General features: G+C 68.8%; 20 protein-coding genes. 4 read left to right on the top strand and 16 right to left on the bottom strand.

The features are described from left to right. Positions 1 to 64 precede the first annotated feature (64 nt). The gene (locus ASE11_RS07390) at positions 65 to 1,471 is read right to left on the bottom strand and encodes an MFS transporter (RefSeq protein ID WP_056268804.1); all 1,407 of its coding nucleotides are present in this window, start codon (positions 1,469 to 1,471) and stop codon (positions 65 to 67) included. 134 nt (positions 1,472 to 1,605) lie between these two features. Here ASE11_RS07390 and ASE11_RS07385 point away from each other — a divergent pair, with 134 nt between their 5' ends. Then, entirely contained in the window at positions 1,606 to 2,505 is a 900-nt protein-coding gene (locus tag ASE11_RS07385; RefSeq protein ID WP_056268746.1) for a LysR family transcriptional regulator, read from the top strand. A gap of 27 nt (positions 2,506 to 2,532) precedes the next feature. On the opposite strand, the gene ASE11_RS07380 is transcribed toward ASE11_RS07385, so the two are convergent. The 4 genes from ASE11_RS07380 to ASE11_RS07365 all read right to left on the bottom strand — a co-directional run bounded on the left by ASE11_RS07380 (position 2,533) and on the right by ASE11_RS07365 (position 9,359). Next, positions 2,533 to 3,939 (bottom strand): efflux transporter outer membrane subunit, encoded by a 1,407-nt coding sequence (locus ASE11_RS07380; protein ID WP_056268802.1) that lies wholly within the window; start codon positions 3,937 to 3,939, stop codon positions 2,533 to 2,535. Positions 3,940 to 3,962: 23 nt separating this feature from the next. Then, positions 3,963 to 7,190 (bottom strand): efflux RND transporter permease subunit, encoded by a 3,228-nt coding sequence (locus tag ASE11_RS07375; RefSeq protein ID WP_056268744.1) that lies wholly within the window; start codon positions 7,188 to 7,190, stop codon positions 3,963 to 3,965. A 26-nt stretch (positions 7,191 to 7,216) separates the two neighbouring features. Then, positions 7,217 to 8,434: an efflux RND transporter periplasmic adaptor subunit gene (locus ASE11_RS07370; RefSeq protein ID WP_056268742.1), complete on the bottom strand. Its 1,218-nt coding sequence runs from the start codon at positions 8,432 to 8,434 to the stop codon at positions 7,217 to 7,219. A 91-nt stretch (positions 8,435 to 8,525) separates the two neighbouring features. Beyond that, positions 8,526 to 9,359, bottom strand: a complete 834-nt coding sequence (locus ASE11_RS07365) for an alpha/beta hydrolase (protein WP_082585589.1) — start codon at positions 9,357 to 9,359, stop codon at positions 8,526 to 8,528. 111 nt (positions 9,360 to 9,470) lie between these two features. Here ASE11_RS07365 and ASE11_RS07360 point away from each other — a divergent pair, with 111 nt between their 5' ends. Beyond that, positions 9,471 to 10,382 carry a LysR family transcriptional regulator gene (locus tag ASE11_RS07360; protein WP_056268737.1) on the top strand — a complete coding sequence of 304 codons (912 nt, stop codon included), beginning with the start codon at positions 9,471 to 9,473 and terminating at the stop codon, positions 10,380 to 10,382. 36 nt (positions 10,383 to 10,418) lie between these two features. Here the strand turns inward: ASE11_RS07360 and ASE11_RS07355 are convergent, their stop codons facing one another. Continuing rightward, positions 10,419 to 10,832 carry a DsrE family protein gene (locus ASE11_RS07355; RefSeq protein WP_056268735.1) on the bottom strand — a complete coding sequence of 138 codons (414 nt, stop codon included), beginning with the start codon at positions 10,830 to 10,832 and terminating at the stop codon, positions 10,419 to 10,421. Positions 10,833 to 11,053: 221 nt separating this feature from the next. Between ASE11_RS07355 and ASE11_RS07350 the strand changes: the two genes are divergently transcribed. Next, entirely contained in the window at positions 11,054 to 11,917 is an 864-nt protein-coding gene (locus ASE11_RS07350; RefSeq protein ID WP_056268732.1) for a hypothetical protein, read from the top strand. 65 nt (positions 11,918 to 11,982) lie between these two features. Here the strand turns inward: ASE11_RS07350 and ASE11_RS25250 are convergent, their stop codons facing one another. From ASE11_RS25250 to ASE11_RS07340, 3 genes are all read right to left on the bottom strand, one after another. Beyond that, a complete protein-coding gene (locus tag ASE11_RS25250; RefSeq protein ID WP_082585588.1) occupies positions 11,983 to 12,132 on the bottom strand; it encodes a DUF3096 domain-containing protein in 150 nt (49 codons plus the stop codon). Positions 12,133 to 12,276: 144 nt separating this feature from the next. Continuing rightward, the gene (locus ASE11_RS07345; RefSeq protein ID WP_056268730.1) at positions 12,277 to 12,591 is read right to left on the bottom strand and encodes a hypothetical protein; all 315 of its coding nucleotides are present in this window, start codon (positions 12,589 to 12,591) and stop codon (positions 12,277 to 12,279) included. A 131-nt stretch (positions 12,592 to 12,722) separates the two neighbouring features. Further along, positions 12,723 to 14,246, bottom strand: coding sequence for a class I adenylate-forming enzyme family protein (locus tag ASE11_RS07340; protein ID WP_056268728.1), 1,524 nt, complete (start codon positions 14,244 to 14,246; stop codon positions 12,723 to 12,725). A gap of 107 nt (positions 14,247 to 14,353) precedes the next feature. Between ASE11_RS07340 and ASE11_RS07335 the strand changes: the two genes are divergently transcribed. Then, a complete protein-coding gene (locus ASE11_RS07335) occupies positions 14,354 to 14,854 on the top strand; it encodes a hypothetical protein (RefSeq protein ID WP_056268725.1) in 501 nt (166 codons plus the stop codon). Positions 14,855 to 14,858: 4 nt separating this feature from the next. On the opposite strand, the gene ASE11_RS07330 is transcribed toward ASE11_RS07335, so the two are convergent. From ASE11_RS07330 to ASE11_RS07300, 7 genes are all read right to left on the bottom strand, one after another. Next, a complete protein-coding gene (locus ASE11_RS07330; RefSeq protein ID WP_056268723.1) occupies positions 14,859 to 15,920 on the bottom strand; it encodes a pyridoxal phosphate-dependent aminotransferase in 1,062 nt (353 codons plus the stop codon). Between the two features lie 49 nt (positions 15,921 to 15,969). Next, a complete protein-coding gene (locus ASE11_RS07325; protein WP_056268720.1) occupies positions 15,970 to 16,779 on the bottom strand; it encodes a S1 family peptidase in 810 nt (269 codons plus the stop codon). Between the two features lie 32 nt (positions 16,780 to 16,811). Beyond that, positions 16,812 to 16,997, bottom strand: coding sequence for a hypothetical protein (locus ASE11_RS07320; RefSeq protein WP_056268717.1), 186 nt, complete (start codon positions 16,995 to 16,997; stop codon positions 16,812 to 16,814). Next, positions 16,994 to 18,115 carry an alpha/beta hydrolase family esterase gene (locus ASE11_RS07315; RefSeq protein ID WP_082585587.1) on the bottom strand — a complete coding sequence of 374 codons (1,122 nt, stop codon included), beginning with the start codon at positions 18,113 to 18,115 and terminating at the stop codon, positions 16,994 to 16,996. Before ASE11_RS07315 ends, ASE11_RS07320 begins: the two co-directional genes overlap by 4 nt. A gap of 14 nt (positions 18,116 to 18,129) precedes the next feature. After that, entirely contained in the window at positions 18,130 to 18,951 is an 822-nt protein-coding gene (locus ASE11_RS07310; RefSeq protein WP_056268716.1) for an alpha/beta fold hydrolase, read from the bottom strand. Positions 18,952 to 19,054: 103 nt separating this feature from the next. After that, positions 19,055 to 21,562 (bottom strand): ABC transporter permease, encoded by a 2,508-nt coding sequence (locus tag ASE11_RS07305; protein WP_056268713.1) that lies wholly within the window; start codon positions 21,560 to 21,562, stop codon positions 19,055 to 19,057. Next, on the bottom strand, positions 21,546 to 22,244 hold the full coding sequence (locus ASE11_RS07300) for an ABC transporter ATP-binding protein (protein WP_056268712.1): 699 nt from the start codon (positions 22,242 to 22,244) through the stop codon (positions 21,546 to 21,548). Before ASE11_RS07300 ends, ASE11_RS07305 begins: the two co-directional genes overlap by 17 nt. Between the last annotated feature and the right edge of the window lie 199 nt (positions 22,245 to 22,443).

Here is a 22,443-nt window from a genome sequence, read left to right as displayed (position 1 = left end):
AGGCCGCGCCGGCCCGAATTCAAACCCTGGAAATCGATCGCATCCTTCCCACGCCCCCCCAACGTCACGCTCCGGCGTTCGATGGTCGTGGGGCTCGACGCTCAACCGCGAACCCCACGGCAAGCGCCAGCAGGATCAGCCCCGTGGCCACCGCGAAGCTCATCCGCAGGCCTGCCTCCAGGGCGTGAGGAAGTGCCGTCGCCAGATCGGTCGATCCTGAACCTGCCGCGAACACAGTGCCCATGACGGAGGCCCCCGTGATCAGACCGAGGTTGCGCGACAGGTTGATCAGGCCACCCACGACGCCGCGCTGGTCGGCGCGTACGTCATGCATGACGGCGGTGTTATTGGCCGCCTGGAACAGCGCGTAGCCGGCCGTGATGGCGGTCAGCGGCGCGATGTAGCCGGGCACGCCGAACCTCGTCGCCAGCAAGGGCAACAGGGCAGAGCCCGCGGCCATGGCCACGAGCCCCGTCACGCCGATCCTGTGTGGGCCGAAGCGGTCGACCGCCCGCCCCGCCGGCACGCCCACGAGGGCCGCCACCAGCGGCCCGGTGGACATGACGAGCCCGATCGCGGCCGCGTCGAGTGCCAGCGCGCCCGAGAGGTAGAACGGGCCCACCACCAGCGTGGCCATCATGACGGTGGCCACCAGGGCGCTCGCCGCGAAGCCGCTGCCCAGGGCGGGGTGGCGGAACATCGCCAGCTGGATCAAGGGCGATGCTGCTCGCGACTCGACCCGCAGGAACAGGCCGACGCCCAGCAGCGCCGCGCACAGCAGCGTCACATTGAGCTGGCCGAAGCTGCCACGCCCCAGCGTCATGGCCAATGCATAGCTCGCCAGGGTCAGGGTCAACAGCAGGGTGCCGAGGTGGTCGAAGCGGGGGCGGTCGGTCTTCGTGCGCGGGCCGTCCACCGGCAGGAAGCGGCGCACCAGCAGCACCGCCAGGATGCCCAGCGGCACGTTGACGAGGAACATGAGCTGCCAGCCGAATCCGGCGATCAGGGCGCCACCCAGCGACGGGCCCAGCGCCGTGCCCACCGCGGACATGGTGCCAAGCAGGCCCATGGCACTGCCCGCCCGGGCCTTGGGCACCGAGTCGGCCACCGACGCCATCGTGAGGGCCATCATGATCGCGGCGCCGAAGCCTTGCGCAGTCCGGGCCGCGATCAGCAGCCCCAGCGTGGGCGCCAGGCTGCACAGCGCGGAGGCCACGGTGAACAAGGCGATGCCGGCCATCAGCAGGCGGCGGCGACCGATCAGGTCACCAAGCCGCCCCGCGCTCACGATCAAAGTGGTGATGGCGAGCAGGTAGGCCAGCACCACCCACTGCACCTGCTGAAAGCTTGCGTTGAAGGCCTCGGCCAGCGTTGGCAAACCCACGTTGGCGATGCTGGTGCCCAGCGAGGACAGCAGCATGGACAAGGAGAGACTGGCCAGGGCCCATCTGGGTGATGAAATTGCTTGCATGGTGGCGTCCTTCAAGTGGCGAAATTCGGTTGCCTGAAGCGTAGGTATTCCGGCGAGATGGCGGAAGACGCACGGTTTGCACTTTGTGAGTGCGTTTGACGCCATGTGACGCTCCGCTCTGCTATGGTTTGCCCATGACAAGGCCCGATCTCAACCTGTTGGTCACGCTGGATGTGCTGCTCGCGGAAGGCAACGTGGCGCGCGCGGCGCAGCGGCTGCGGCTCAGCCCCTCGGCCATGAGCCGGGCCCTGGCGAGACTGCGCGCGACCACCGGCGATCCGCTCCTGGTGCGCGCGGGCCGTGGCCTGGTGCCCACGCCCCGGGCGCTCGAACTCCGCGAGAAGGTGGCCCAGCTGGTGCAGGACGCCGAAGCGGCGCTTCGCCCCACCCAGGCGCCCGACCTCAAGCAACTCGTGCGCACCTTCACGATCCGCACCAGCGAAGGTTTCGTCGAGAACTTCGGCCCCGACCTGCTGGCCCGCGTGCGCAAGCAGGCTCCCGGCGTGCGGCTGTGCTTCGTGCAGAAGCCGGGCAAGGGCAGCTCCCCGCTGCGTGACGGGGCGGTCGATCTGGAAACGGGTGTGGTGGGCGAGGCCATGGGCCCGGAGCTGCGGACCCAGGCCTTGTTCCGGGACCGCTTCATTGGCGTGGTGCGGGCAGGGCACCCGCTGAGCAAACGCAAGATCACACCCGCCGTGTACGCGGCAGCGCAACACATCGGCGTCTCACGGCGGGGGATCGACAAGGGGCCGATTGACGAAGCCCTGGTCCCGCTGGGTCTGGAGCGCGAGATCGTCACCACCGTGGGCGGCTTCTCGACGGCACTGGCGCTGGCCCGCAGCTCCCAGCTGATCGCCAGTGTTCCCGAACGGCACACCGGCGTCCTGCGCGAGGGAATGCACAGCTTCGAGCTGCCGTTCCCGATGCAGGACATCAGCGTCTCGTTGCTGTGGCATCCGAGGTTGCAGGCCGACCCGGTCCACCGCTGGTTGCGAGGCCTTGTTGTGGAGGTGTGCGCCGTGGCACGGCCGTGATTCAGCCCTGGTGGGTGGTGCCCAGGTTCACGCCTTGTCCCACCCGCCGCCCAGCGCGCGGATCAGCAGCACCGTGGCCTGCTGCTGCGCCGCTTCCACGCGCTGCGCCTGCCGGCGGTTGAGCAGTTCGTTGCGGCGCGCGTCCAGCAGTTCAAGCTGGCTCACCAGGCCGTTGCGGTAGCGCGTCTCCGAGATCGCGCTGGCGCGCTGCGCCGCACTCACCGCGCGGCCCTGGGCCTGCGACTGGTCCTGCAGCAGGCGCAGGGCGGACAACTGGTCTTCGACCTCGCGGAAGGCGTTCAACACCTGGCCCCGGTAACTCGCGGCGGCGGCGTCCAGTTGCGCCTGCGCGCCCTGCACGCCGGCCTCGCGCCGGCCACCGTCGAACAGCGGCACGGACATCAGCGCGCCGATGCCCCAGGCGCGGGCCGACCACTTGAACAGGTCGCCGATGTCGGGCGACGCGTACCCAGCGGCGCCGGTGAGCGACACGCTGGGGAACCACGCGGCCTGGGCCACGCCCACGCGGGCCTGCGCGGCCAGCAGCGAGGCTTGGGCTGCGGCCACGTCGGGTCGGCGCGCGAGCACCGTGCCCGGCACGCCGGCGGGGATCACCGGCAGGGCGCGGGCGCCGCTGTTGGAGGCGAGCGCGAAGCCCGAGGCGGGCTCGCCCACCAGCACGGCCAGCGCGTTTTCCAACTGGGCGCGGCTGCGGCTGAGCGCGAACACCTCGGCCTCCGTCGAGGCGAGTTCGGTCTGGATGCGGATCACGTCGAGCTCGGCCACGTCACCGGCCTCGAAGCGGCGCTGCGTGAGGCGCAGCGTGTCGCCGTAGGCGGTGGCGGTGTCCTGCACCAGGGTGCGTTCGGTGTCGGCCGCGCGCAGCGCCAGGTAGGTCTGGGCCACCTCGGCCTGCACCAGCAGGCGCGTGCTTTGCAGCAGGGCTTCGCGCGATTGCGCGTCCAGTGAGGCGGCGTCGCGCACGCGGGCCAACCGGCCGAACAGGTCCACCTCGTACGAGAGGTTCACCCCGGCCTGCAGCAGCGTGGCCGGCGTCGCGCCGTTGGCGGTGTTGGCACCGGCACCGCGCGAGGCGCCAGCGCCCACGCCGATCTGCGGCGCTCGGTCGGCCTGTGCGCCGCGCACCAGCGAGCGTGCCTGCGCCAGGCGGGCCGCGGCTTCCTGGATGCTGGTGTTGTTCGCGCCGGCGCGCTCGGCCAGGTCGTCGAGCACCGGGTCGTTGAACGCCTTCCACCAGGTGCCGCGGCTCTGGGCCTCGGCGGGTTGGGCAACGATCCAGCGTTCGGTCTGGCGCTGCTGTTCCTTGAACTGCGGTGGTGTGTCGACCGACGTCGGCAGCGGCGGCAACGCGGTGGCGCAGCCGGCCAGGAACAGGGCAGCGGCCAGCGGCAACAGGTGATGGAGCTTTTTCATGGTGTGCACCTTCTGTGTCTTCTTCAATGGGTCAGGGGGGCGGCGGGCACCGGGCGCGCGGAGCCGCCACCGCCGGAGGCAAAGCCGTCCAGGTGCGGCACGGCGCCGTGCAGCTTGAGTGGGCGGTTGCCCGCCAGGCGGCGCAGCAGCACGTAGAACACCGGCGTGAGGAACAGGCCGAAGGCGGTCACGCCGATCATCCCGGCGAACACGGCCACGCCCATGGCCGAGCGCATCTCCGCGCCCGCGCCAGTGGCCAGCACCAGCGGCAGCACGCCCATCACGAAGGCCAGCGAGGTCATGAGGATGGGACGCAGCCGCAGGCGGCTGGCTTCGATGGCGGCCTGCACTGGCGTGCGCCCGGCAAACTCCAGCTCGCGGGCGAACTCCACGATCAGGATCGCGTTCTTCGCCGAGAGCCCGACCAGCACGATCAGCCCGATCTGCGTGAACACGTTGTTGTCACCCCCGTCCAGCCACACCCCGGTCATGGCGGCGAGCAGGCCCATGGGCACGATCAGGATGATGGACAGCGGCAGCGTGAGGCTCTCGTACTGCGCGGCCAGCACCAGGAACACCAGCAGGATGGCCAGCGGGAACACCCACAGCGCGGAGTTGCCGGCCAGGATTTCCTGGTAGGTGAGCTCGGTCCACTCAAAGCCGATGCCCTGCGGCAGCGTCTCGGCGGCGATGCGCTCGATCGCGTCCTGCGCCTGGCCCGACGAGAAGCCGGGCGCGGGGCCGCCGTTGATGTCGGCCGAGAGGTAGCCGTTGTAGCGCATGGCGCGCTCGGGGCCGAAGCTGGAATTCACCTTCATCAGTGCCGACAGCGGCACCATCTCGCCCGAGTTTGAGCGCACCTTGAGCAGGCCCACGTCTTCGGCGCGCGCGCGGTAGGGTGCATCGGCCTGGGCGCGTACGCTGTAGGTGCGGCCGAACTGGTTGAAGTCGTTCACGTACAGGCTGCCGAGGTAGATCTGCATGGTGTCGAAGATGTCCGTCACCGGCACGCCGAGCTGGCGCGCCTTGGTGCGGTCGATGTCGGCGTAGAGCTGCGGCACGTTGACCTGCCAGCTCGTGAACATGCCGGCGAGCTCGGGCGTCTGGTAGGCCTTGGCCATGAAGGCCTTGACCGCCGCGTCCATCGCGTCATAGCCCAGCGAAGCCTTGTCTTCCAGCTGCAGCTTGAAGCCGCCCGTGGTGCCCAGGCCCGCCACCGGCGGCGGCGGGAACATCACGATGAAGGCGTCCTGGATGCTGCCGTAGGCCTGGTTCAGCTGGCCCGCGACGGCGCCGCCGCTCTGGTCGGCGCGCTGGCGCTCGGCAAAGGGCTTGAGCGTGGCGAACACGATGCCGGAGTTCGAGCTGTTGGTGAAGCCGTTGATGGACAGGCCGGGGAAGGCGATGGCGTCTTCCACGTTCGGGTTCTGCTTGGTGATCTCGCCCATGCGGTGGATCACCTCCTCGGTGCGGTCCAGCGTGGCGCCATCGGGCAACTGTGCGAAGCCGATCAGGTACTGCTTGTCCTGCGCCGGCACGAAGCCGCTGGGCACCGCCTTGAACAGGCCGAAGGTCACGCCCACCAGCGCGAGGTAGATCACCATCATCAGCGCCTTGCGCGAGATGACGCGCCGCACGCCGCCGCTGTAGGCCTCGGCACCGCGGTTGAAGAAGCGGTTGAAGCCGCGAAACAGCGGGCCGAAGACGCGGTCCATGCCGCGCGTGAGCGCGTCCTTCGGAGCGTCATGGCCGCGCAGCAGCAGGGCAGCGAGCGCGGGCGAGAGCGTGAGCGAGTTGATCGCCGAGATCACGGTGGAGATGGCGATGGTCACCGCGAACTGCTTGTAGAACTGGCCGGTGAGGCCGCTGATGAAGGCCAGCGGCACGAACACCGCGACCAGCACCAACGCGATCGCGATGATGGGCCCGGACACTTCCTTCATCGCGCGGTAGGTCGCATCGCGCGGCGACAGGCCGGCTTCGATGTTGCGTTCCACGTTTTCCACCACCACGATGGCGTCATCGACCACGATGCCGATCGCCAGCACGAGGCCGAACAGCGAGAGCGCGTTGATCGAGAAGCCCAGCAGGTGCAGCACCGCGAAGGTGCCCACCACCGACACCGGCACCGCCAGCAGCGGAATGATGGAGGCGCGCCAGGTCTGCAGGAACACGATCACCACCAGCACCACGAGCGCGATGGCTTCGAGCAGCGTGGTGATCACCGACTTGATGGAAGCGCGCACAAACTGCGTGGGGTCGTACGCGATGCGGAATTCCACGCCCTCGGGCATGTTCTTCTGCAGCTCGGCCATGGTCTCGCGCACCTGGGCCGAGATGTCCAGCGCGTTGGAGCCCGGCGCCTGGAATACACCCATGCCGACGGCGGGCTTGTTGTTGAGCAGCGAGCGCAGCGAATAGTCGGCCGCGCCCAGCTCCAGCCGCGCGATGTCGCGCAGCCGGGTCACGGCGCCGTCGGCACCGGCCTTGACGATGATGTCGCCGAACTCCTCTTCGGTCTGCAAGCGGCCCTGGGCGTTGATGGACAACTGCATGTCCACGCCCGGCAGGCCCGGCGAAGCGCCGACCACGCCGGCGGCGGCCTGCACGTTCTGGCCGCGGATGGCGGCCACCACGTCGCTGGCCGAGAGGCCGCGCTGCGCGACCTTCTGCGGGTCGAGCCAGACGCGCATGGAGTAGTCGCCACCGCCGAAGATCTGCACCTGGCCCACGCCTTCGATGCGCGCCAGGCGGTCCTTGACGTTGAGCACCGCGTAGTTGCGCAGGTAGTTGATGTCGTAGCGGTCGTTGGGCGAAACCAGGTGCACCACCATCGTGATGTCGGGCGAGCTCTTGACCGTGGTCACGCCCAGGCGGCGCACCTCTTCTGGCAGGCGCGGCTCGGCCTGCGAGACGCGGTTCTGCACCAGCTGCTGGGCCTTGTCGGGGTCGGTGCCGAGCTTGAAGGTGACGGTGAGCGTCATCACGCCGTCGGTGGTGGCCTGGCTGCCCATGTAGAGCATGCCTTCCACGCCGTTGATGGATTCCTCCAGCGGCGTGGCCACGGTTTCGGCGATCACTTTGGGGTTGGCGCCCGGGTACTGGGCGCGCACCACCACCGAGGGCGGGGCCACATCGGGGTACTCGGAGATCGGCAGGCCGCGCAGCGCGACCAGGCCGGCGATCAGGATCAGCAGCGAGAGCACGCCCGCGAAGATCGGCCGATCGATGAAAAATTTCGAGAGGTTCATGGTGTTCTTTTCATTGGCGCGATGGCTCAGGACTTGGCCACGGCCACGGGGTTTTCCGGCGTCGTCGAGCGGGCATTCATCGGCACGATCTCCGGTTGCACCACGTCACCGGGGCGCACGCGCTGCAGGCCGTTGACGACGATGCGCTCACCGGGTTTCAGGCCGCTGAGCACGGTGCGCAGGCCATCGACGGACCCGCCCAGCGTGACGGCGCGGTACTCGGTCTTGTCGCCCTCGCCCACCACCAGCACGTACTTCTTGTCCTGGTCGGTGCCGACGGCGCGCTCGCTCACCAGCAGGGTGCGCGCGGTCTGCGGCTGGCCCATGCGGATGCGCGCGAACTGCCCGGGCATCAGGCTGCCGTCCTTGTTGTCGAACACGGCGCGCACGCGCACCGTGCCGCTGCGTGGGTCGACCTGGTTGTCGATCAGCTGCAGCTGGCCGGTGTAGGGGGTGTCGCTGGTGGCCGAGGTGCCCATCTGCACGGGGATGCGTTCAATGGTCCGACGTGCGCCGCCCGCGAGACTCTTGAGCGCGCCGGTCACGGTTTTTTCGTCGGCGTCGAAGCTGGCGTAGATCGGGCTGACCGAGACCAGGGTGGTGAGCACGGGCGCGCCCGGGCCGGCGGCGATCAGGTTGCCCACGGTCACCTCCAGCCGGCCGATGCGCCCGGCCACCGGGGCGCGTACCTGCGTGTAGCCCAGGCTCAGGCGTGTGGTCTGCAGCTGGGCCTGCGCTGCTTTCAGGTTGGCCTCGGCCTCGCGCAGCACGTTCTCGCGGTCGTCCAGCTCGCGCTGGGCGATCGCCTTGTCGTCCCACAGGCGGCGTGCCCGGGCGTGTTCGTTGGTGGCGTGGGTCACGCGGGCCTGCGCCGCGACGGTCTGCGCTTCGGCGCGCGCCACCTCGGCTTCAAAGGGTGCGGGGTCGATGGAGACCAGCAGGTCGCCCTTGGCCACCAGCGCGCCTTCGCGGAAATGCGTGGCTTGCACCACGCCCGCGACGCGGGATCGGATGTCCACGCGCTCCACCGCTTCCAGGCGGCCCGAGAATTCTTCCCAGGCGGCGATGTCGCTCTCGGTCACGGTGGCCACGGACACCGGCATGGGCGGTGGTGCACTGGGCGGCGAGCTGGCGCGGGCAACGCCGACGTCTCGCACGATTGCGGTTCCCGCGACGATGATGAGCGCCAGGACGGCGGCGGTGGGCCACCAGATGCGGTGCTGGAAAGCGGGCAGCTTGGACATGATTTTTCCTTTTTGAGGGCGAACAGGGCCGCCCCCGGTGGGTGACCGGGGTTGGCGTTTCAGGGTGGTGAGAAAGGGGAGCGGGGGTCCGTCAGGACGGCGGTGGCGTCGCGGCCTGGAAGAAGGCGCGCAGGTGTTCGCGCACCTCGATGGCGCACGGACATTCTTCGGCGGGCTGCTCGCTCAGCGAGTCGGGCCAGCCGGTGGTGGAGGGCAACACGCCGCTGTGCACGGCAATGCCGGCGCCGCGCAGGCGCTCGGCGTAGGCCAGGGCCTCGTCGCGCATCGGGTCGTCGCCGCCGGTCAGGATCAGCGCGGGAGGCAGGCCGGCGAGTCGCTGCGCACGGCCAGGCACGGCATAGGGATGTTCGGCGTCCATCGGGCCGCGCAGGTACTGCTGCCAGCCATCCATCCACTTGCAGCCGGTGGCTTCGCCCATCGTTTTCCGCAGCGACGCGGTGGCGTTGCACGGGTCCAGCATGGGGGCGACCAGGATCTGCCCGGCCAGCGGCGGGTGGCCGCGGTCGCGCACCATCAGCGCCACCGCGGCAGCGAGGTTGCCGCCGGCCTCTTCACCGGCGACGAACAGGGGCGCGGTCGAGCCGGCCAGGCGGGTGCGTTGCTTGTACAGCCACTCCAGCGCCGCGTAGCCGGCTTCCACCGCGTCGGGGAAACGGTGCGCGGGCGCCAGCGGGTAGGCCAGCGACGCCACCACCGCGCCCGAGTTGGCCAGCAGCTCGGCCAGGCAGGCGCCGCTGTCCAGGTCGCCCGAGACGAAGGCACCGCCGTGGAAGTGCAGCACCAGCGGCACCGCACCGCCGCGCGGCTTCTTGCCCCAGACGCGCAGCTCCAGCGCTGGCGTGCCCGGCACCCACAGGGTCTGTGCCGGCACCAACGGAGCGGAGGAAGAGGGAGTTGAAACCATGGACTGGACTATAGACACACCGCTTCTGCGGATAAAGCCACCTTCAACCAGTTGTCTGTTTCCAATGCGTGAACAATCCGGCCATAAAACAGCACGTCAAGGAGTGAGGGCATGGACCAGATTCAATCGATACGCGTGTTTGCGCGGGTGGTGGAGGCCGGCACCTTCACCAAGGCGGCGGAGTCGCTGGACCTGCCCAAGGGCACGGTGACCAAGCTGGTGCAGCACCTGGAGTCGCGCCTGAAGGTCAAGCTGCTCAACCGCACGACGCGGCGCGTGACCGTCACGCCCGATGGCGCGGCCTACTACGAGCGCACGGTGCGCGTGCTCAACGACCTGGACGACATCGAGGCCAGCATGACCAACGCCCAGGCCAGCCCGAGCGGGCGCCTGCGCGTGGACGTGGGCACTTCGGTGGCGCGCGAGATCATCATCCCCGCGCTGGCCGACTTCTACCGCCGCTTCCCCGACATCCAGCTCGACCTGGGCGTGACCGACCGCTCGGTGGACCTGCTGGCCGACAACGTGGACTGCGTGATCCGCGGCGGCGAGTTGCTGGACCAGTCGCTGGTGGCGCGGCGCGTGGCCAACGTGGCGCTGATCACTGTCGCCTCACCCGCCTACCTCAAGGCGCATGGCACGCCCACGCACCCCGAGCAGCTGGAGAACGAGCACACCATGGTGAACTACTTCTCCACCCGCAACGGACGGCCTTTCGCGAACGAGTTCGAGAAGGACGGCCAGATGCTGGAGATCTCAGGCCGGTACAAGCTCTCGGTGAACGAAAGCAACGCCATGACCGCGGCGGCGCTGGCGGGTCTGGGTGTCACCCAGATGCCCTCCTTCGCGGCCATGCCGTTGATCGAGCGCGGCGAGCTGGTGCGGCTGTTGCCCGACTGGACCTGCCACACGATCCCGCTGTACGTGGTGTACCCGCCCAACCGGCACCTGAGCGCGAAGGTGCGGGCGTTTGTGGAGTGGGTCGCGGATCTGTTCTCCCGGCATCCGCAGATGTCGCGTTGAAAGGGCGGCCCTCGCGCATCCGGTCAGCCATGCGCTTCAGGGCTTGATGTAGGCAAAGCCCAGCTTCTGCAACTTGGCGATCCTGACCACGCCCGAGGGCGTGAAATCGGCTTCCTGGATGAACTGCTCCTTCTTGAGGTCGCGGTTCTTCAGTGTGATCTCGCAGATCTCGAAGGCGACGCCTCTGCTTTTGAGAGCCGACACCAGCGGTGCGAACTCGGTGCCATTGGCCGCCTTGGCCCCCTCCATCAGCATGTCCACGCCCTCGGCGTGGGTGACGATGGTGATCTTCGCCTTGGGATCGGTATCGAGGTGGTTGCGAACGTTGCGCAAGCCTTTGAGGCCTTGCGCGACGGTGTTGTCGAAGTGGTAGACGACGGCGTCCTGTGCCGAGACGACGCCTGCGGCAAGAGCCAGGGTGAGGGTGGCGAGCAGTGATTTGAAGCGCATGGGGTTCTCCTGGGGCTGGGTTGACGGCAGGCTCGACGATGTTCACGGGTGTTCGGTCAAGCGTGCCAAAACCGTCACGCTCTTGACCCACCGAGCCCTCGCCGTGAGGCATTCAAGGTGTTTCAAGCATCGGTTCGGAACTATGCTTGCCACTGTACCGGGTATTGGAGGCCTGTTCTGGCCACCCACCCATTTGCGTGTATGCGAGCCTGGAGGGGTTTATGGCGAGTGATTTGGACACCGTGCGGGTGCTTCGGGCTCTGTTCAACGACATGCCGCGCGCGCCGCAGGGCCTCTCGGGCCTGGAGCTGATGGCCTGGATCAAGTCGTCGATGACCGACTACGAAGGCGGTGAGATGGCCTACATGATCGAGCACATCACCCGCAATTCCATGCTCGACATCGTGCTGCACATGCGCGAATCGGGGCACCTGCAGGACGACGCGGCGTTCGACGAAACCGTGACCCTTATCTCCACCGAAGAAGGGCGCCGCACCTTCCGCGACCGCTGCATCAACGCCCAGAGGACGGTGGATGCGACCGAGCGGCTGCTCAAGCGGGCGCGCCGATCCATGCAGGCCGATCAGGCGTTGTTTGTGGCGGATCCGCAGGAGATCGAGCGCTTCGTCAGCGGCCAGGCCAGTGGCCCGGGACCGCTGTTTGCCGAATTCGCCGCGCGCGAAGAGGTGCGCGAGATCGGTGTTTTTGACCAGGCGCCGGTGCAGGTGCATGAATTCGCCTGGGGCTTCGTGGTGGAGCAACAGAACGCGTGGAATGTGTACGTGGCCGAGGTCTGGCGCCAGGGCACGGTGGGCTACTTCGACCGGTTTCTCAACGCCTGGAAGCTCGAAGCCGCCACGCCGCTGGACGATGCCGGCTCGACGCCCGCGGTGCCTGCCGGGCTGCTGGTGGACGACGGCATCAGCAGCTTCAGCAGTCTGAGCTTCGAACTCGAACCCGGCGCGTCGGTGACGCAGGTGCGCCGCTGGCTGGGCGAGGCGTTCATCGGCCGCATGCTGCCTCGCATGGCGACCAAGGTGCTCGACGACGCCTACGATTTTCCGGCGAGCAGTCCGGCCAGCTGAGGTCGGCTCGCGCTTCAGGTGCGGCGAGCTTGGGTGGTCAGGCGTTGCGGGTCAGGCCGCGCGCCTCACAAGCCGAGGTTGCGACCAAACAGGCCGATCACGCCCACGATGATCAGGTAGAAGGCGACGATGTAGTTCAGCATGCGCGGCATGATGAGGATCAGGATGCCGGCGATGAGGGCCACCAGGGGGCCGATGCTCAGGTGAAGGTTCATGGCGGTTCTTCTTGAAAGAGGGTCGTGCTGGCGCCACAGAGATTGCGGCGCACCAGCCCGAGCATTGCATCATGTCGAGCCGCCGCCCACGGCGTCTGTGCGACGCCATACACACCGAGCGGGCCTCACCGCCCGTGGTGCCAGCTACCTTTCGCGGAACGCGGGGGCTTGTGCGAAGGCCAGGCCTCCGCTTTGCGTTCGCTGGTAGTTGGCCTCGCTGACCTGCGGGCTGCTGCGCCACTTGCGCACCACATGGATGCTGCTGAGCCGGTCCACCAGACTCAGGCGGGGATACACCGCGGACAGCACCAGGAGAGCGGCTTCCTTGGGCGTGAGGTGCTCGCGCAGCGCCGTCGACAGCACCTCTTCGTGAAAGGCCGGGTTCAGTTCGGAGGTCGCGATGCCCAGTTCGAGCAGGGCGGCATTGAAGGAGCGTTGGTACCAGAATTTTTTGAACATACCGTCAGTAGATGCCCAAAACACGCTGCGGTTCCATCGTTGACAGGTAACGGAATGGTTTAGCTGTGCCAGCGAATCACAAACAGAAACACCCGTGACCACAGGCAACACACACCCCACGCTTCAGCGCCTCACAACCGGGTGCGCAACTCCGTCTTGAGCACCTTGCCGTAGTTGTTCTTGGGCAGCTCGTTCACCAGCACATAACGCTTGGGTCGTTTGAAGCGCGCCATTTGCGCCAGGCAGTGCGCATCCAGCTGCTCGGTGGTCACGCTCGCGCGGGATTGAGCCACCACGAAGGCCACCACCACCTCGCCCCACTCGGCGTCCGGTGCGCCCACCACCGCCACCTCGGCCACACCCGGCGCGGTGAGCAGCACCTCTTCGACCTCGCGCGGGTAGATGTTGGAGCCGCCGCTGATGATGAGGTCCTTGCTGCGGTCCTTGAGGGTGAGGAAGCCATCGGCGTCCAGGCAACCCACGTCGCCGGTGAAGAGCCAGCCGTCGCGCACGGCGGCGGCCGAGGCCTCGGGGTTGAGCCAGTAGCCGGCCATCACGCTGTCACCCTTGATGAGCACCTCACCCACCTCACCCGTGGGCAGGCTGCGGCCTTCGGTGTCGGCCACGCGCACCTGCACCGGTGTCTGCGCCACACCCACCGAGGCCATGCGCTCGGCCCAGCGCGGGTGCGTGGTGTCGGCGAGTTGCTGGCGCGAGAGCGCGGTGCCCACCATCGGTGTCTCGCCCTGGCCGTAGATCTGCACGAAGCGCGGCCCCATCACGCGCAAGGCGCGTGCGATGTCGGCCGCGTACATGGGAGCGCCGCCGTACACGATGGTCTTGAAGGCGCGTGCCGAAGTGTCTGCGGACAGGCCGTGTTGCTCGGCGTGGTCCACCAGGCGCTTGACGATGGTGGGTGCGGCAAAGGTGGAGAGCGGCCCGAGGGCCTCGCCCAACGCGAACAGCTCGGCCGGGTCCACACCGCCAGACGCCGGCACCACATGGCGAGCACCGGCCATGAGGTGCGGGATGGCGTAGATGCCCGCGCCGTGCGACATGGGCGCGGCGTAGGCGATCACGTCCTCGGTCGTCACCGGGTCCACGTCGACGAAGTAGGTGAGCCCCATGGTCATGAGGTTGCGGTGCGTGAGCATCACGCCCTTGGGGCGACCGGTGGTGCCGCTGGTGTAGAACAACCAGGCCACGTCCTGCGCATCGCGCTCGATCACCGGCACCGCCCACGCATCGCTCACGGGTGCGAGCAGACCGTCGCACGCGGCGGACTCCACATCGATCTGCTGCTCCAGCCCGGCCAGCGGCTCGGGGGCCACATCGTGCGTGACGAAGCCCCAGCGCGCGCCGGCGTTGGCCACGATCCACTCGGCCTCGCGTGGGTGCAGTTTGGCATTCACCGGCACCACCACCAGCCCGGCCCACCAGGCGGCCCAGAGGATCTCCAGGTAGCGCGGGTGGTTGCGCATGAACAGCACCACGCGGTCGCCTGGCACCAGACCGGCGGCCACCATGCGCTGCGCCAGCCCCGCGCTGCGTTGCGCCCACTGGCCGTGGGTGGCCCAGGCTTGGGTGCCGTGAAGGATGGCGGGGCGGTCGGGGGTCTGGCGCGCGTGGCGCAGCAACAAATGGACAAGGCTCATCGGTGTCTCCGGGTCATGGGTGCGCTGGAGCACAGACCTTACACGCAGCGCCGGGTAGCGTGTCTGCATTGAAGCGCGCACGTCGTACAGCGCACATAAGGAACACCATGAAACAACCGTCACTCATTCTGGCCCGCACCGCCCTGGTCGCGGCCTGTGCCTTGTCCACCGCGGGGGTCTGGGCCCAGTCCACCTACGAGCAAGACCGCGCGGCCTGCATGCGCAGCGACTCGCAGCACGAGCGCACCAGTTGTCTGCGCGAGGCCGCCGCGGTTCGCGCCCAGAACAAGAACCGCAGGCCAACGATCAGCGACACCCCGGAGTCGCGCATGCAGAACGCCCTGAAGCGCTGCACCGAGCTGCCGCCCGAAAACAAGGCCCTCTGCGAGCGCATGGTGCGCGGCGAGGGCACCGTGAGTGGATCGGTGGAAGGTGGTGGCGTGATCCGGGAGTTGGTCACGCCGGTGCCGGCAATTCCGCCGATGCAACCCATGCCACCCGCACGGCCCATGCCACTCCCGGAACCGATGCCGCCCATGGCCCCCCCGCAGCCGATGCAGCCGATGCAGCCGATGCAACCCATGCCCGGTGCGCCGGTGGTGCGCTAAACGCTCAGCTCACACCTGCGGCGCGCAGGAACGCGCTGTTCTCTTCAACGGTGCCTACCGTCACGCGGATGCAGCCCTGCAGCCCATGCAGGCTGTCCTGTCGGCGCACCAGCACACCTTGCGCGAGCAAGTCGGCGTGCGCGGCAGCCGCATCGGGTGTGCGGATCAGCAGGAAGTTGGCGTGCGACGGCAACACCTGCCAGTTGGGGTGTGTCCTCAGCGCAGTGGCCACGCGCTCGCGCTCATGCAGCGTGATCGCCACGCGCTCCTGCACATAACCCGCATGCTCCAGCGCCACTTGAGCGCACACCGTCTGCATCAGCGACACCCCAAACGGCGGCACCAACTTGCGCAATTGGCGTGCCACCGCGTCAGAGGCCAGCGCATAACCCAGCCTTGCCCCCGCCAGCCCCCAGGCCTTGGAGAAGGTGCGCAGCAGCACCACGTGTTCATGTTGCCGGGCGAGCGCGCGTGCATCGTCGGGCGCGAAGTGATGGTAGGCCTCGTCCACCGCCAGCAGCCAACCCGGGCAGGCCACTGCCAGGCGCTCCAGTTCGTCCAGCGCGCAGAGCGAGCCGGTGGGTGCATGCGGGCGCGGGATGTAGATGACGCCGTGCGGACCTTCGCCCGTGGACGGGCCCAGAGCGTCGATCACGGCGTCCATGTCCAGCGACGCGTCGGCCCGCAAGGGCACCTCGGTCAGTGAGGCGCCGAGCAGCTTGGCATCAAGCGCATACAGCGCGAAGTTGGGTTTGACCGTGACCACCCGCCCAACCAGCGCACACAGCTGGATCAGCAAGGCGATCAACACATTGCTGCCGGTGGTGACCACCGTGCCCGAGGCCGGCCAGGCATCGTGCGCGGCGATGGCCTCGCTCAAGGCCTCGGCGTTGAGATCGGTGTAGCGGTGCCACGGCGCATGGCGCAGCCGCTCCAGCGCAATGGCCTTCAGCTCGTCGGGAAAGTCGGCGAACGACTCGTTCTGGTCGAGCTTGATCGGGGCGTTGACGGGGATGAAGGGGTAGTCCGGGCTGTTGAGCACGGCGGGGCGGATGGGGAGGGTCATGGACGGATTGTCGGATGACCCGCCGTATCAAGCCCGGGGACGCGGCATGTCAGTCCTCCGCGTCACTCTCCCGAGGCGCCGTCAGCGTGAGCAGGATGTCCGCATACCAGGCGCAGTTCAGGCCCAGCGATTCGTCCAGCACCAGATCCCGGTCGCCCATGTCCATGCGGGATGAATGCACGCCCAGCAGCTTCCAGGGCAGGGCGGCGGTCCGGGCTTCGGGGGAGGGGTCGCGCATCACCACGGCGGCTCCACTGGTGCCGCGGTGGGTGCGGGCGTCGGTCAGAAAGTAGCCGTTGCCCTGGAAGCGGATGCCGTACGGCGAGGCAATGACCGCGTGGCGCAGCACCGGCAGGTGGTGCAGGGCGTCGTGAAAGCCGAGCGGGAAGCCCACCACCAGCAGTGATTCGCCGGGGTGCACTTCGTCGAAGTTGCTCGACAGGTGGGCCGGGCTGAAGGCGCGGATCACCGACTCGCCGGGCAGCGCGCTGCGGTCGAGTTCGATCACGGCCACGTCGATCTCGCCACCGCTGTCGCGGCCCTGGTGCCACACGGCCTCGCCTTCGTTGTAGAGCAGCATCGAAAAGCCGGTGGAACGCGTGAGGTTGGACGCGTCCAGGTGCAGCTCGATCTCCAGCCGGTCGGGGAAATGTTGCGTGTCTTCGTCGATCACCACGTGGCGGCTGGTCACGAGGAACAGGCGGCCGTCGCGCTCGAAGAAGAAGCCGCTGGCGTTGGTCAGGGGCTGCTTGCCGTGGAAGGTGGACACACGCGGCGCCGCGAGGAACAGCGGATCAACAGGCGCGGTGATGGGCGCGGTGTTGTCGCCGACCGCGTTGCCGGTGGTGGGTGCACTCATCGGCGGGGGTTCGGGGTAGATCGGAGGTCGGTTCATCGTTTGAGTGTCGCACCCTTCATGGTTTCCCGAGCGTTGCCCACGAGGCGCTGCGTCTGGCCGACCACCTGCCGCTTCACGCCCGAGAGGCGCCAGCGTGTGCTGCCGGTGACCTGGCCACAACGCTCCTCGAGCGAGCCGAGTGCCAGCTTGATCGTGCCCAGTATGTGATCCTTGTTCATGCGAGTGCCTCGGAAGGGAGTTTGAACGGGTTGAAGAAGAAGGGGTGTGCGAAGAACGGGGAGGGTCGGGCCGATGCCGGGCGCGCGGTGGGCGCAGCGGGCTTCCTGGCGACACCGAACTGCCGCGACACAAAGGCCCAGACCATGCGGGAGGCGTCGGGTCCTTGCGCGTCGCTGTAGGGCTGGTTGGCCGCGCCGCCGCTCCAGGCGTGGCCGAGCTGGTCCACGTCGATCAAGGTCACGGCGGTGCGGCCCCGGTGTTTGAAGTCGGTCACGTGCATGGGGTGGCGCTGGCCACGCTGCTGGCTGCGCCGGGTGCCCGCTGCCGCACCGCCGGCGAGGGCCCACACCCCGGCGGCGGCGGCACCGTTGCTGGCGGCCACCACGGCGTCGCGCCCACCCTGGATCACCAGCAGTGGCGGCAGGGGCAGCAGCATCTGGCCGGGCGCAGGCGACCACGGCGCGGGCAGTCGGTGCCCGCGCATGGCTGCCAGCGCGGTGGCGGTGGAATCGGCCGCGCCCGGCCCGATGCCCGAGTGCATCACCACCGCCTTGAAGCGCGCGGGGTGTCTCGATGCGATCAGCGCGGCCATGCTCGCACCGGCCGACAGGCCGGCGAGCGCCACGCGGGCGCGGTCCACTGGTTGCAGCAGGCAGACCTGATCGATGGCGGCGAGGATCAATGCCACCTCACCGTGTGCGCGCCCGCTGCGCGTGTCGAACCAGTTCCAGCAACGCTGCGCGCTGGCCAGGCGGTCTTGTTCGGGGTAGAGCACCAGAAAACGCTCGCGCCGGGCGAGCGCATTCATGCGTGTGCTCAGCGCAAAGCCGGCGGCGTCCTGGCCGCAGCCATGCAGCATCACCAGCAGTGGCAGGCGCTCGCCAGCTTGGAGGTCGGGCGGGCGGTAGAGGCGATAACGGCGTGCGCCACCCGGCCCGATGGCCATGCCGCTGAGCCAGTCGCCGGGCGTGGGTGGTGGCTGCCTGGTCTTGGCTGTGACCTGCTTCACCACGGCTTTCGCGGTGCGCGTCTGTGCGCGTCGCGTGTTGCGGGTGAGTGTGGCCAGGTTGCGGTTGAAAACCGTCACCCAGCTGGACGCAACCGTGCGCTTGGCCATGGCGGCTGGCCCCCTCAGGCTTTCAGAAACGCCAGCAGGTCCTTGGCCAGGCGCTGCTTGTGGCTGACAAACAGGCCGTGGGGCGCGCCTTCGTATTCGACCAGCTGCGCACCGGCGATGGCCGGGGCCGCCAGGCGGCTGGACGCCGCGATCGGCACGGTCTTGTCGTCGGTGCCGTGGATCAACAGGGTGGGCACGTCAAACGCCGCGAGGTCGGGGCGGAAATCGGTGCTGGAGAACGCGCGCATGCAGGCCACGGTGGGGCGCAGGCCGGCCTGCATGGCGATGTTGTGCGCCCAGCGCAGGGTTTCGTCACTGACGCGGCTGTCGGGTGAGCCCAGGCCGAAAAAGTCGCGGAAGAAGCCGGTGAAGAACTTCGCGCGGTCGTCGGCCAGGGCCTTGGCGGTCTTGTCGAAGGCCGACGCTTCCGCGCCGGTGGGGTTGTCGGCGGTCTTCAGGCGAAACGGCAGCACCGAGGAGATCAGCGCGGTCTTCACCACGTTCTTGCCGCTGTGGCGCGACATGTAGCGGGCCACCTCGCCACCGCCCATGGAGAAGCCCACCAGCGCGGCGTCCTGCACGTCCAGCTGCTCCATCACTTCCCACAGGTCGTCGGCCAGGGTGTCGTAGTCGTACCCGTTCCAGGGCTGCGACGAGCGGCCGAAGCCCCGGCGGTCGTAGGCGATGACGCGGTGGCCCGCTTCGACCAGCGAGACGGCCAGGTCGTCCCAGGAGTCGGCGCTCAAGGGCCAGCCGTGGATGAGCACGACCGGGCTGCCTTCCCCCCAGTCCTTGAGGTAGAGCGATGTCTGGTCGGCGGTGGTGATGCGGTGCATGATTGTTGTGGGGGCGTTGAGACCGAGTGGTGACAGCTTCCAGTGTCAGAAGCGCGCCGATGGCCGTCTGTACGACAGCGCACGCAGTGGCCGCGATCGCAGATCAGGTGCCGCTGCGCAGCAACATGGCCGGGTTCAGCCGCATCTGCGCCAGCAGATAGCGCGCACCCAGCCCCAGGCTCACTGCGCTCACGCCGATGGCGGTGAGTGCGCCGGTCCAGTACAGGCCCATGGGGTCAAGGTCGAGGCGCCAGCGCAACAGCCCGGTGGCCAGCGCGCTGCCGGCCAGCGTGGCGAAGCCGGCGGTCACCACCGCGAGCAGCAGGTATTCCCAATACAACACACGCCGCAGGCTCGAGAGGCGCGCGCCCACCGCGTGCATCACCGTGGCCTCGAACACCTGGCGCGCGCGGCTGCTGGCCACCACGCTGGCGAGCACCAGCAGGCTGGCCGCCAGGCACACGCCGGCCACCAGCGCCAGGCCGCTGCTGGCGCGACCCATGAGCGCGCGCGTTTCGCGCAACAGCGCTTCGGTGCGCACGGTGGCGATGTTGGGAGCGGCCGCGGCCAGTTGGTCTTGCGCTTGCAGGGCTTCGTCGGGGTCGAGCCAGGCGGCGCCCACGTGGCGTGTGATGTGGGGGTCGAGCACGCCGTCGCTGAAGATGCCTTCCAGCCACAGGCGCGCCTGCAGCCGCTGCTGACTGTAGATGGCGGTCAGCTCGGCCTGCACCGGTGCGCCCAGGATGTCGAAAATGAGGCGATCGCCCACTTTCAGACCGAGCTGGTCAGCCTCACGGTCTTCCATGGCCACCAGGGGCGCGCCGGTGTGGTTGGCGGGCCACCAGGCACCGTCGCGGATCACCACGTCGTCGATGTTGCCGGCGCGGTTGCTGAACTTCTGCTCGTCGCGCGCTTCGCGCACGCGTTGGCCATCGTCGCTGTCGCGCAGCGCCTCGCCGTTCACCTCGATGAGGCGGCCCAGCACCAGCGGCGCGGTGGTGAGCTGGCGCAGGCTGGGCTGCGCGTTCAGCGTGTCATGCAGCAGCGGGATCTGGTCGGTCTGCACGTCGTAGAACACCAGGGCCGGTGCGTTCTCGGGCACGGTCTCGTTCACCGCGCGCAGGAGCGAGGTGACCACCAGCGTGCAGGCCACCAGCAGCGTGAGCGCGGCACCCAGCGAAAGCAGCGCGGCGCGCAGCGGCGAATCGCTGCGCTGCAGGCCGGCCATGGCCAGGCGCAGTTCAAACGGCAACTGTGCACCCGGGCGGTTGAGCTGGCGGCGCGCCAGGCCACGCAGCAGGCGCGTCACGCCTTCGAGCACGACCAGCAGCAGCACCGTGGCCACCACGAAGGCCAGGCCAAAACGGGCATCGGGCACGCTGGCCACCACCAGCGTGCCCACCACCGCGGCCACGCCGCCGGTGAGCCACCACACGCGCCTGGGCGTTTTCAGCGTGTTGCCGTCGATGCCGCGAAACAGCGCGGCTGGCGAGACCGACAGCGCGCGGCCCAGCGCGGGCAGCGCGAAGGTGAGCGCGGTGAGCACGCCGAAGCACAGCCCCACCAGCGAGGGCAGCCACAGCCCCATGAGCAGCGGCGCCAGCGGCAGCTGCTGCGCCGCGGCCAGCGTGCCGCCCAGGGCGAGTGCGTTGCCGATCACAACGCCGCCCAGACTGGAGAGCAGCGCCAGTATCAGGATCTGCAGCAGCACCAGCGCGGCCAGGTGGCCATCGCGCAGGCCCACGGCGCGCAGCGTGGCCAGCGTGCCGAGCTTGCCTTGCAGGTAGGCCTGCACGCTGTTGAACACCCCCAGCCCGCCAATGAACAGGGCCGAGAAACCGATGAGCAACAAGCCCGAGCCGATCTGGCCCAGCACCTCGGCCATGCGGTCGCTGCGCTCGTCAAAGGTGGTGACTTCGGCCGCCAGATTCGGGAACGCCGCGATGAAGGCGTCGCGCCAATCGGCGGGCTGCGCGGTGCGCACGCGGTAGTGGTACTCCACGCGGCTGAGCGGCTGCACCAGTCCGGTGGCGGCGAGGGCACCGTCGGCCACCAGCACCGGGGCGCCGCCCCAGTCGGCGCGCAGGCTGCGGTCGGGCTGGCGCACCACCAGGGCGCGCACCTCCAGGCTGAGGTTGCCCACCTCCACGGTGTCGCCGGGTTGGAGGTCCAGACGCTGGGCCAGCGTGGCGTCCAGCGCCGCACCCCACACGCCGTTGTTGTGGGCCAGGGTGGCGGCCAGTGGCCCGGCCGGTGCGAGTTCCACCGTGCCGTACAGCGGGTAGTGCTCGTCGGCGCTTTGCAGTTCGATCAGTTGCGCCCGACCGTCGGGCGCTCGCAGCATGGTGCGCAGCTCCACCAGCCGAGAGACCGCGCCGCGCTCGTTCATCCAGGCCAGCACCTCGGGCGCCAGCGCCTCGGACTGCTCCACTTCGAGGTCGCCGCCGAACAGCAGGCGCGCGTCGCTCTTGAGCGCGTCGGCCACCTGGCGGTACAGCCCGCCGCCGGCCGTGACCAGGGCCACGCCCAGCACCAGGCAGGCGCAGAAGATCCACAGGTGCCGGCCACTGGCGCGCAGGTCTCGCCAGGCCAGGCTAAACAGGAACCGCATCGACTGCCTGTCCGGTGGTCTTGATGGCGCTCAGGTGGCCGTCGTGCAGCCGCAGCACGCGGTCGCAGCGGGCGGCAAAGTCGGGATCGTGCGTCACCAGCACCAGCGTGGTGCCGGCCTCCCGATTGAGTTCGAACAGCAGGTCGCGGATGGCCTCGCCGGTGTGGTCGTCCAGATTGCCGGTGGGCTCGTCGGCCAGCAGCAGGCGCGGGCGGTGCACCAGCGCCCGCGCAATCGCCACGCGCTGCTGTTCGCCTCCCGAGAGCTGGCTGGGGTAGTGGTCTTGCCGCGCGCCCAGGCCGACGCGTTGCAGCAGGGCAGCGGCGCGGCTGTGGGCGTCGCGTTGGCCGGCCATCTGCAGCGGCAGGGCCACGTTGTCCAGCGCGCTCAGGCTGGGCAACAGGTGAAACGACTGGAACACGATGCCGATGCGATCGCGCCGCAGGTCGGCCAGCGCGTCGGCGTCCATGGCCCCGAGTTCGGTGCCGTCGATGGTGATGCGCCCACCGGCCGGGCGCTCCAGCCCCGAGAGCAGCAGCAACAGGGAAGTCTTGCCCGAGCCCGAGGGCCCGGTGATGGCGATGCGCTGGCCCGCGGCCACCGAGAGGTTCACCGAGCGCAACACGTCGATGCGTGCCGAGCCCAGCTGGTAGTGCATGGACACCTCTGAAATTTTGATCATGCGGGGTGAGTTCTCGTTCAGGGGCAAAGGTTCAGTATGCCGAGCGGGGCCGGGAGCCGTGTTGGAACAGGACTTTTTGCGCGCCGCGGGCCAGGGGTGTTGCGCCTTCGTGACGCGAACGCGACCCCGGCCCCCCTACACTGGGCAGGGTAGGTGCAACAGAATGTTGTGCGTGATCCTGTGGTTTCCCGATGGACTG

Origin of the sequence: Hydrogenophaga sp. Root209 (assembly GCF_001428625.1) — a bacterium.
Classification (GTDB): domain Bacteria; phylum Pseudomonadota; class Gammaproteobacteria; order Burkholderiales; family Burkholderiaceae_C; genus Hydrogenophaga.
The sequence above is the reverse complement of the archived record's forward strand: the minus strand, read 5'-3'. Positions and strand labels throughout refer to the sequence as shown.

Coding starts and splice junctions, on each gene's coding strand:
- ASE11_RS07390 (WP_056268804.1), bottom strand. CDS start 1,471: ATGCAAGCAATTTCATCACCCAGATGGGCCCTGGCCAGTCTCTCCTTG.
- ASE11_RS07385 (WP_056268746.1), top strand. CDS start 1,606: ATGACAAGGCCCGATCTCAACCTGTTGGTCACGCTGGATGTGCTGCTC.
- ASE11_RS07380 (WP_056268802.1), bottom strand. CDS start 3,939: ATGAAAAAGCTCCATCACCTGTTGCCGCTGGCCGCTGCCCTGTTCCTG.
- ASE11_RS07375 (WP_056268744.1), bottom strand. CDS start 7,190: ATGAACCTCTCGAAATTTTTCATCGATCGGCCGATCTTCGCGGGCGTG.
- ASE11_RS07370 (WP_056268742.1), bottom strand. CDS start 8,434: ATGTCCAAGCTGCCCGCTTTCCAGCACCGCATCTGGTGGCCCACCGCC.
- ASE11_RS07365 (WP_082585589.1), bottom strand. CDS start 9,359: ATGGTTTCAACTCCCTCTTCCTCCGCTCCGTTGGTGCCGGCACAGACC.
- ASE11_RS07360 (WP_056268737.1), top strand. CDS start 9,471: ATGGACCAGATTCAATCGATACGCGTGTTTGCGCGGGTGGTGGAGGCC.
- ASE11_RS07355 (WP_056268735.1), bottom strand. CDS start 10,832: ATGCGCTTCAAATCACTGCTCGCCACCCTCACCCTGGCTCTTGCCGCA.
- ASE11_RS07350 (WP_056268732.1), top strand. CDS start 11,054: ATGGCGAGTGATTTGGACACCGTGCGGGTGCTTCGGGCTCTGTTCAAC.
- ASE11_RS25250 (WP_082585588.1), bottom strand. CDS start 12,132: ATGAACCTTCACCTGAGCATCGGCCCCCTGGTGGCCCTCATCGCCGGC.
- ASE11_RS07345 (WP_056268730.1), bottom strand. CDS start 12,591: ATGTTCAAAAAATTCTGGTACCAACGCTCCTTCAATGCCGCCCTGCTC.
- ASE11_RS07340 (WP_056268728.1), bottom strand. CDS start 14,246: ATGAGCCTTGTCCATTTGTTGCTGCGCCACGCGCGCCAGACCCCCGAC.
- ASE11_RS07335 (WP_056268725.1), top strand. CDS start 14,354: ATGAAACAACCGTCACTCATTCTGGCCCGCACCGCCCTGGTCGCGGCC.
- ASE11_RS07330 (WP_056268723.1), bottom strand. CDS start 15,920: ATGACCCTCCCCATCCGCCCCGCCGTGCTCAACAGCCCGGACTACCCC.
- ASE11_RS07325 (WP_056268720.1), bottom strand. CDS start 16,779: ATGAGTGCACCCACCACCGGCAACGCGGTCGGCGACAACACCGCGCCC.
- ASE11_RS07320 (WP_056268717.1), bottom strand. CDS start 16,997: ATGAACAAGGATCACATACTGGGCACGATCAAGCTGGCACTCGGCTCG.
- ASE11_RS07315 (WP_082585587.1), bottom strand. CDS start 18,115: ATGGCCAAGCGCACGGTTGCGTCCAGCTGGGTGACGGTTTTCAACCGC.
- ASE11_RS07310 (WP_056268716.1), bottom strand. CDS start 18,951: ATGCACCGCATCACCACCGCCGACCAGACATCGCTCTACCTCAAGGAC.
- ASE11_RS07305 (WP_056268713.1), bottom strand. CDS start 21,562: ATGCGGTTCCTGTTTAGCCTGGCCTGGCGAGACCTGCGCGCCAGTGGC.
- ASE11_RS07300 (WP_056268712.1), bottom strand. CDS start 22,244: ATGATCAAAATTTCAGAGGTGTCCATGCACTACCAGCTGGGCTCGGCA.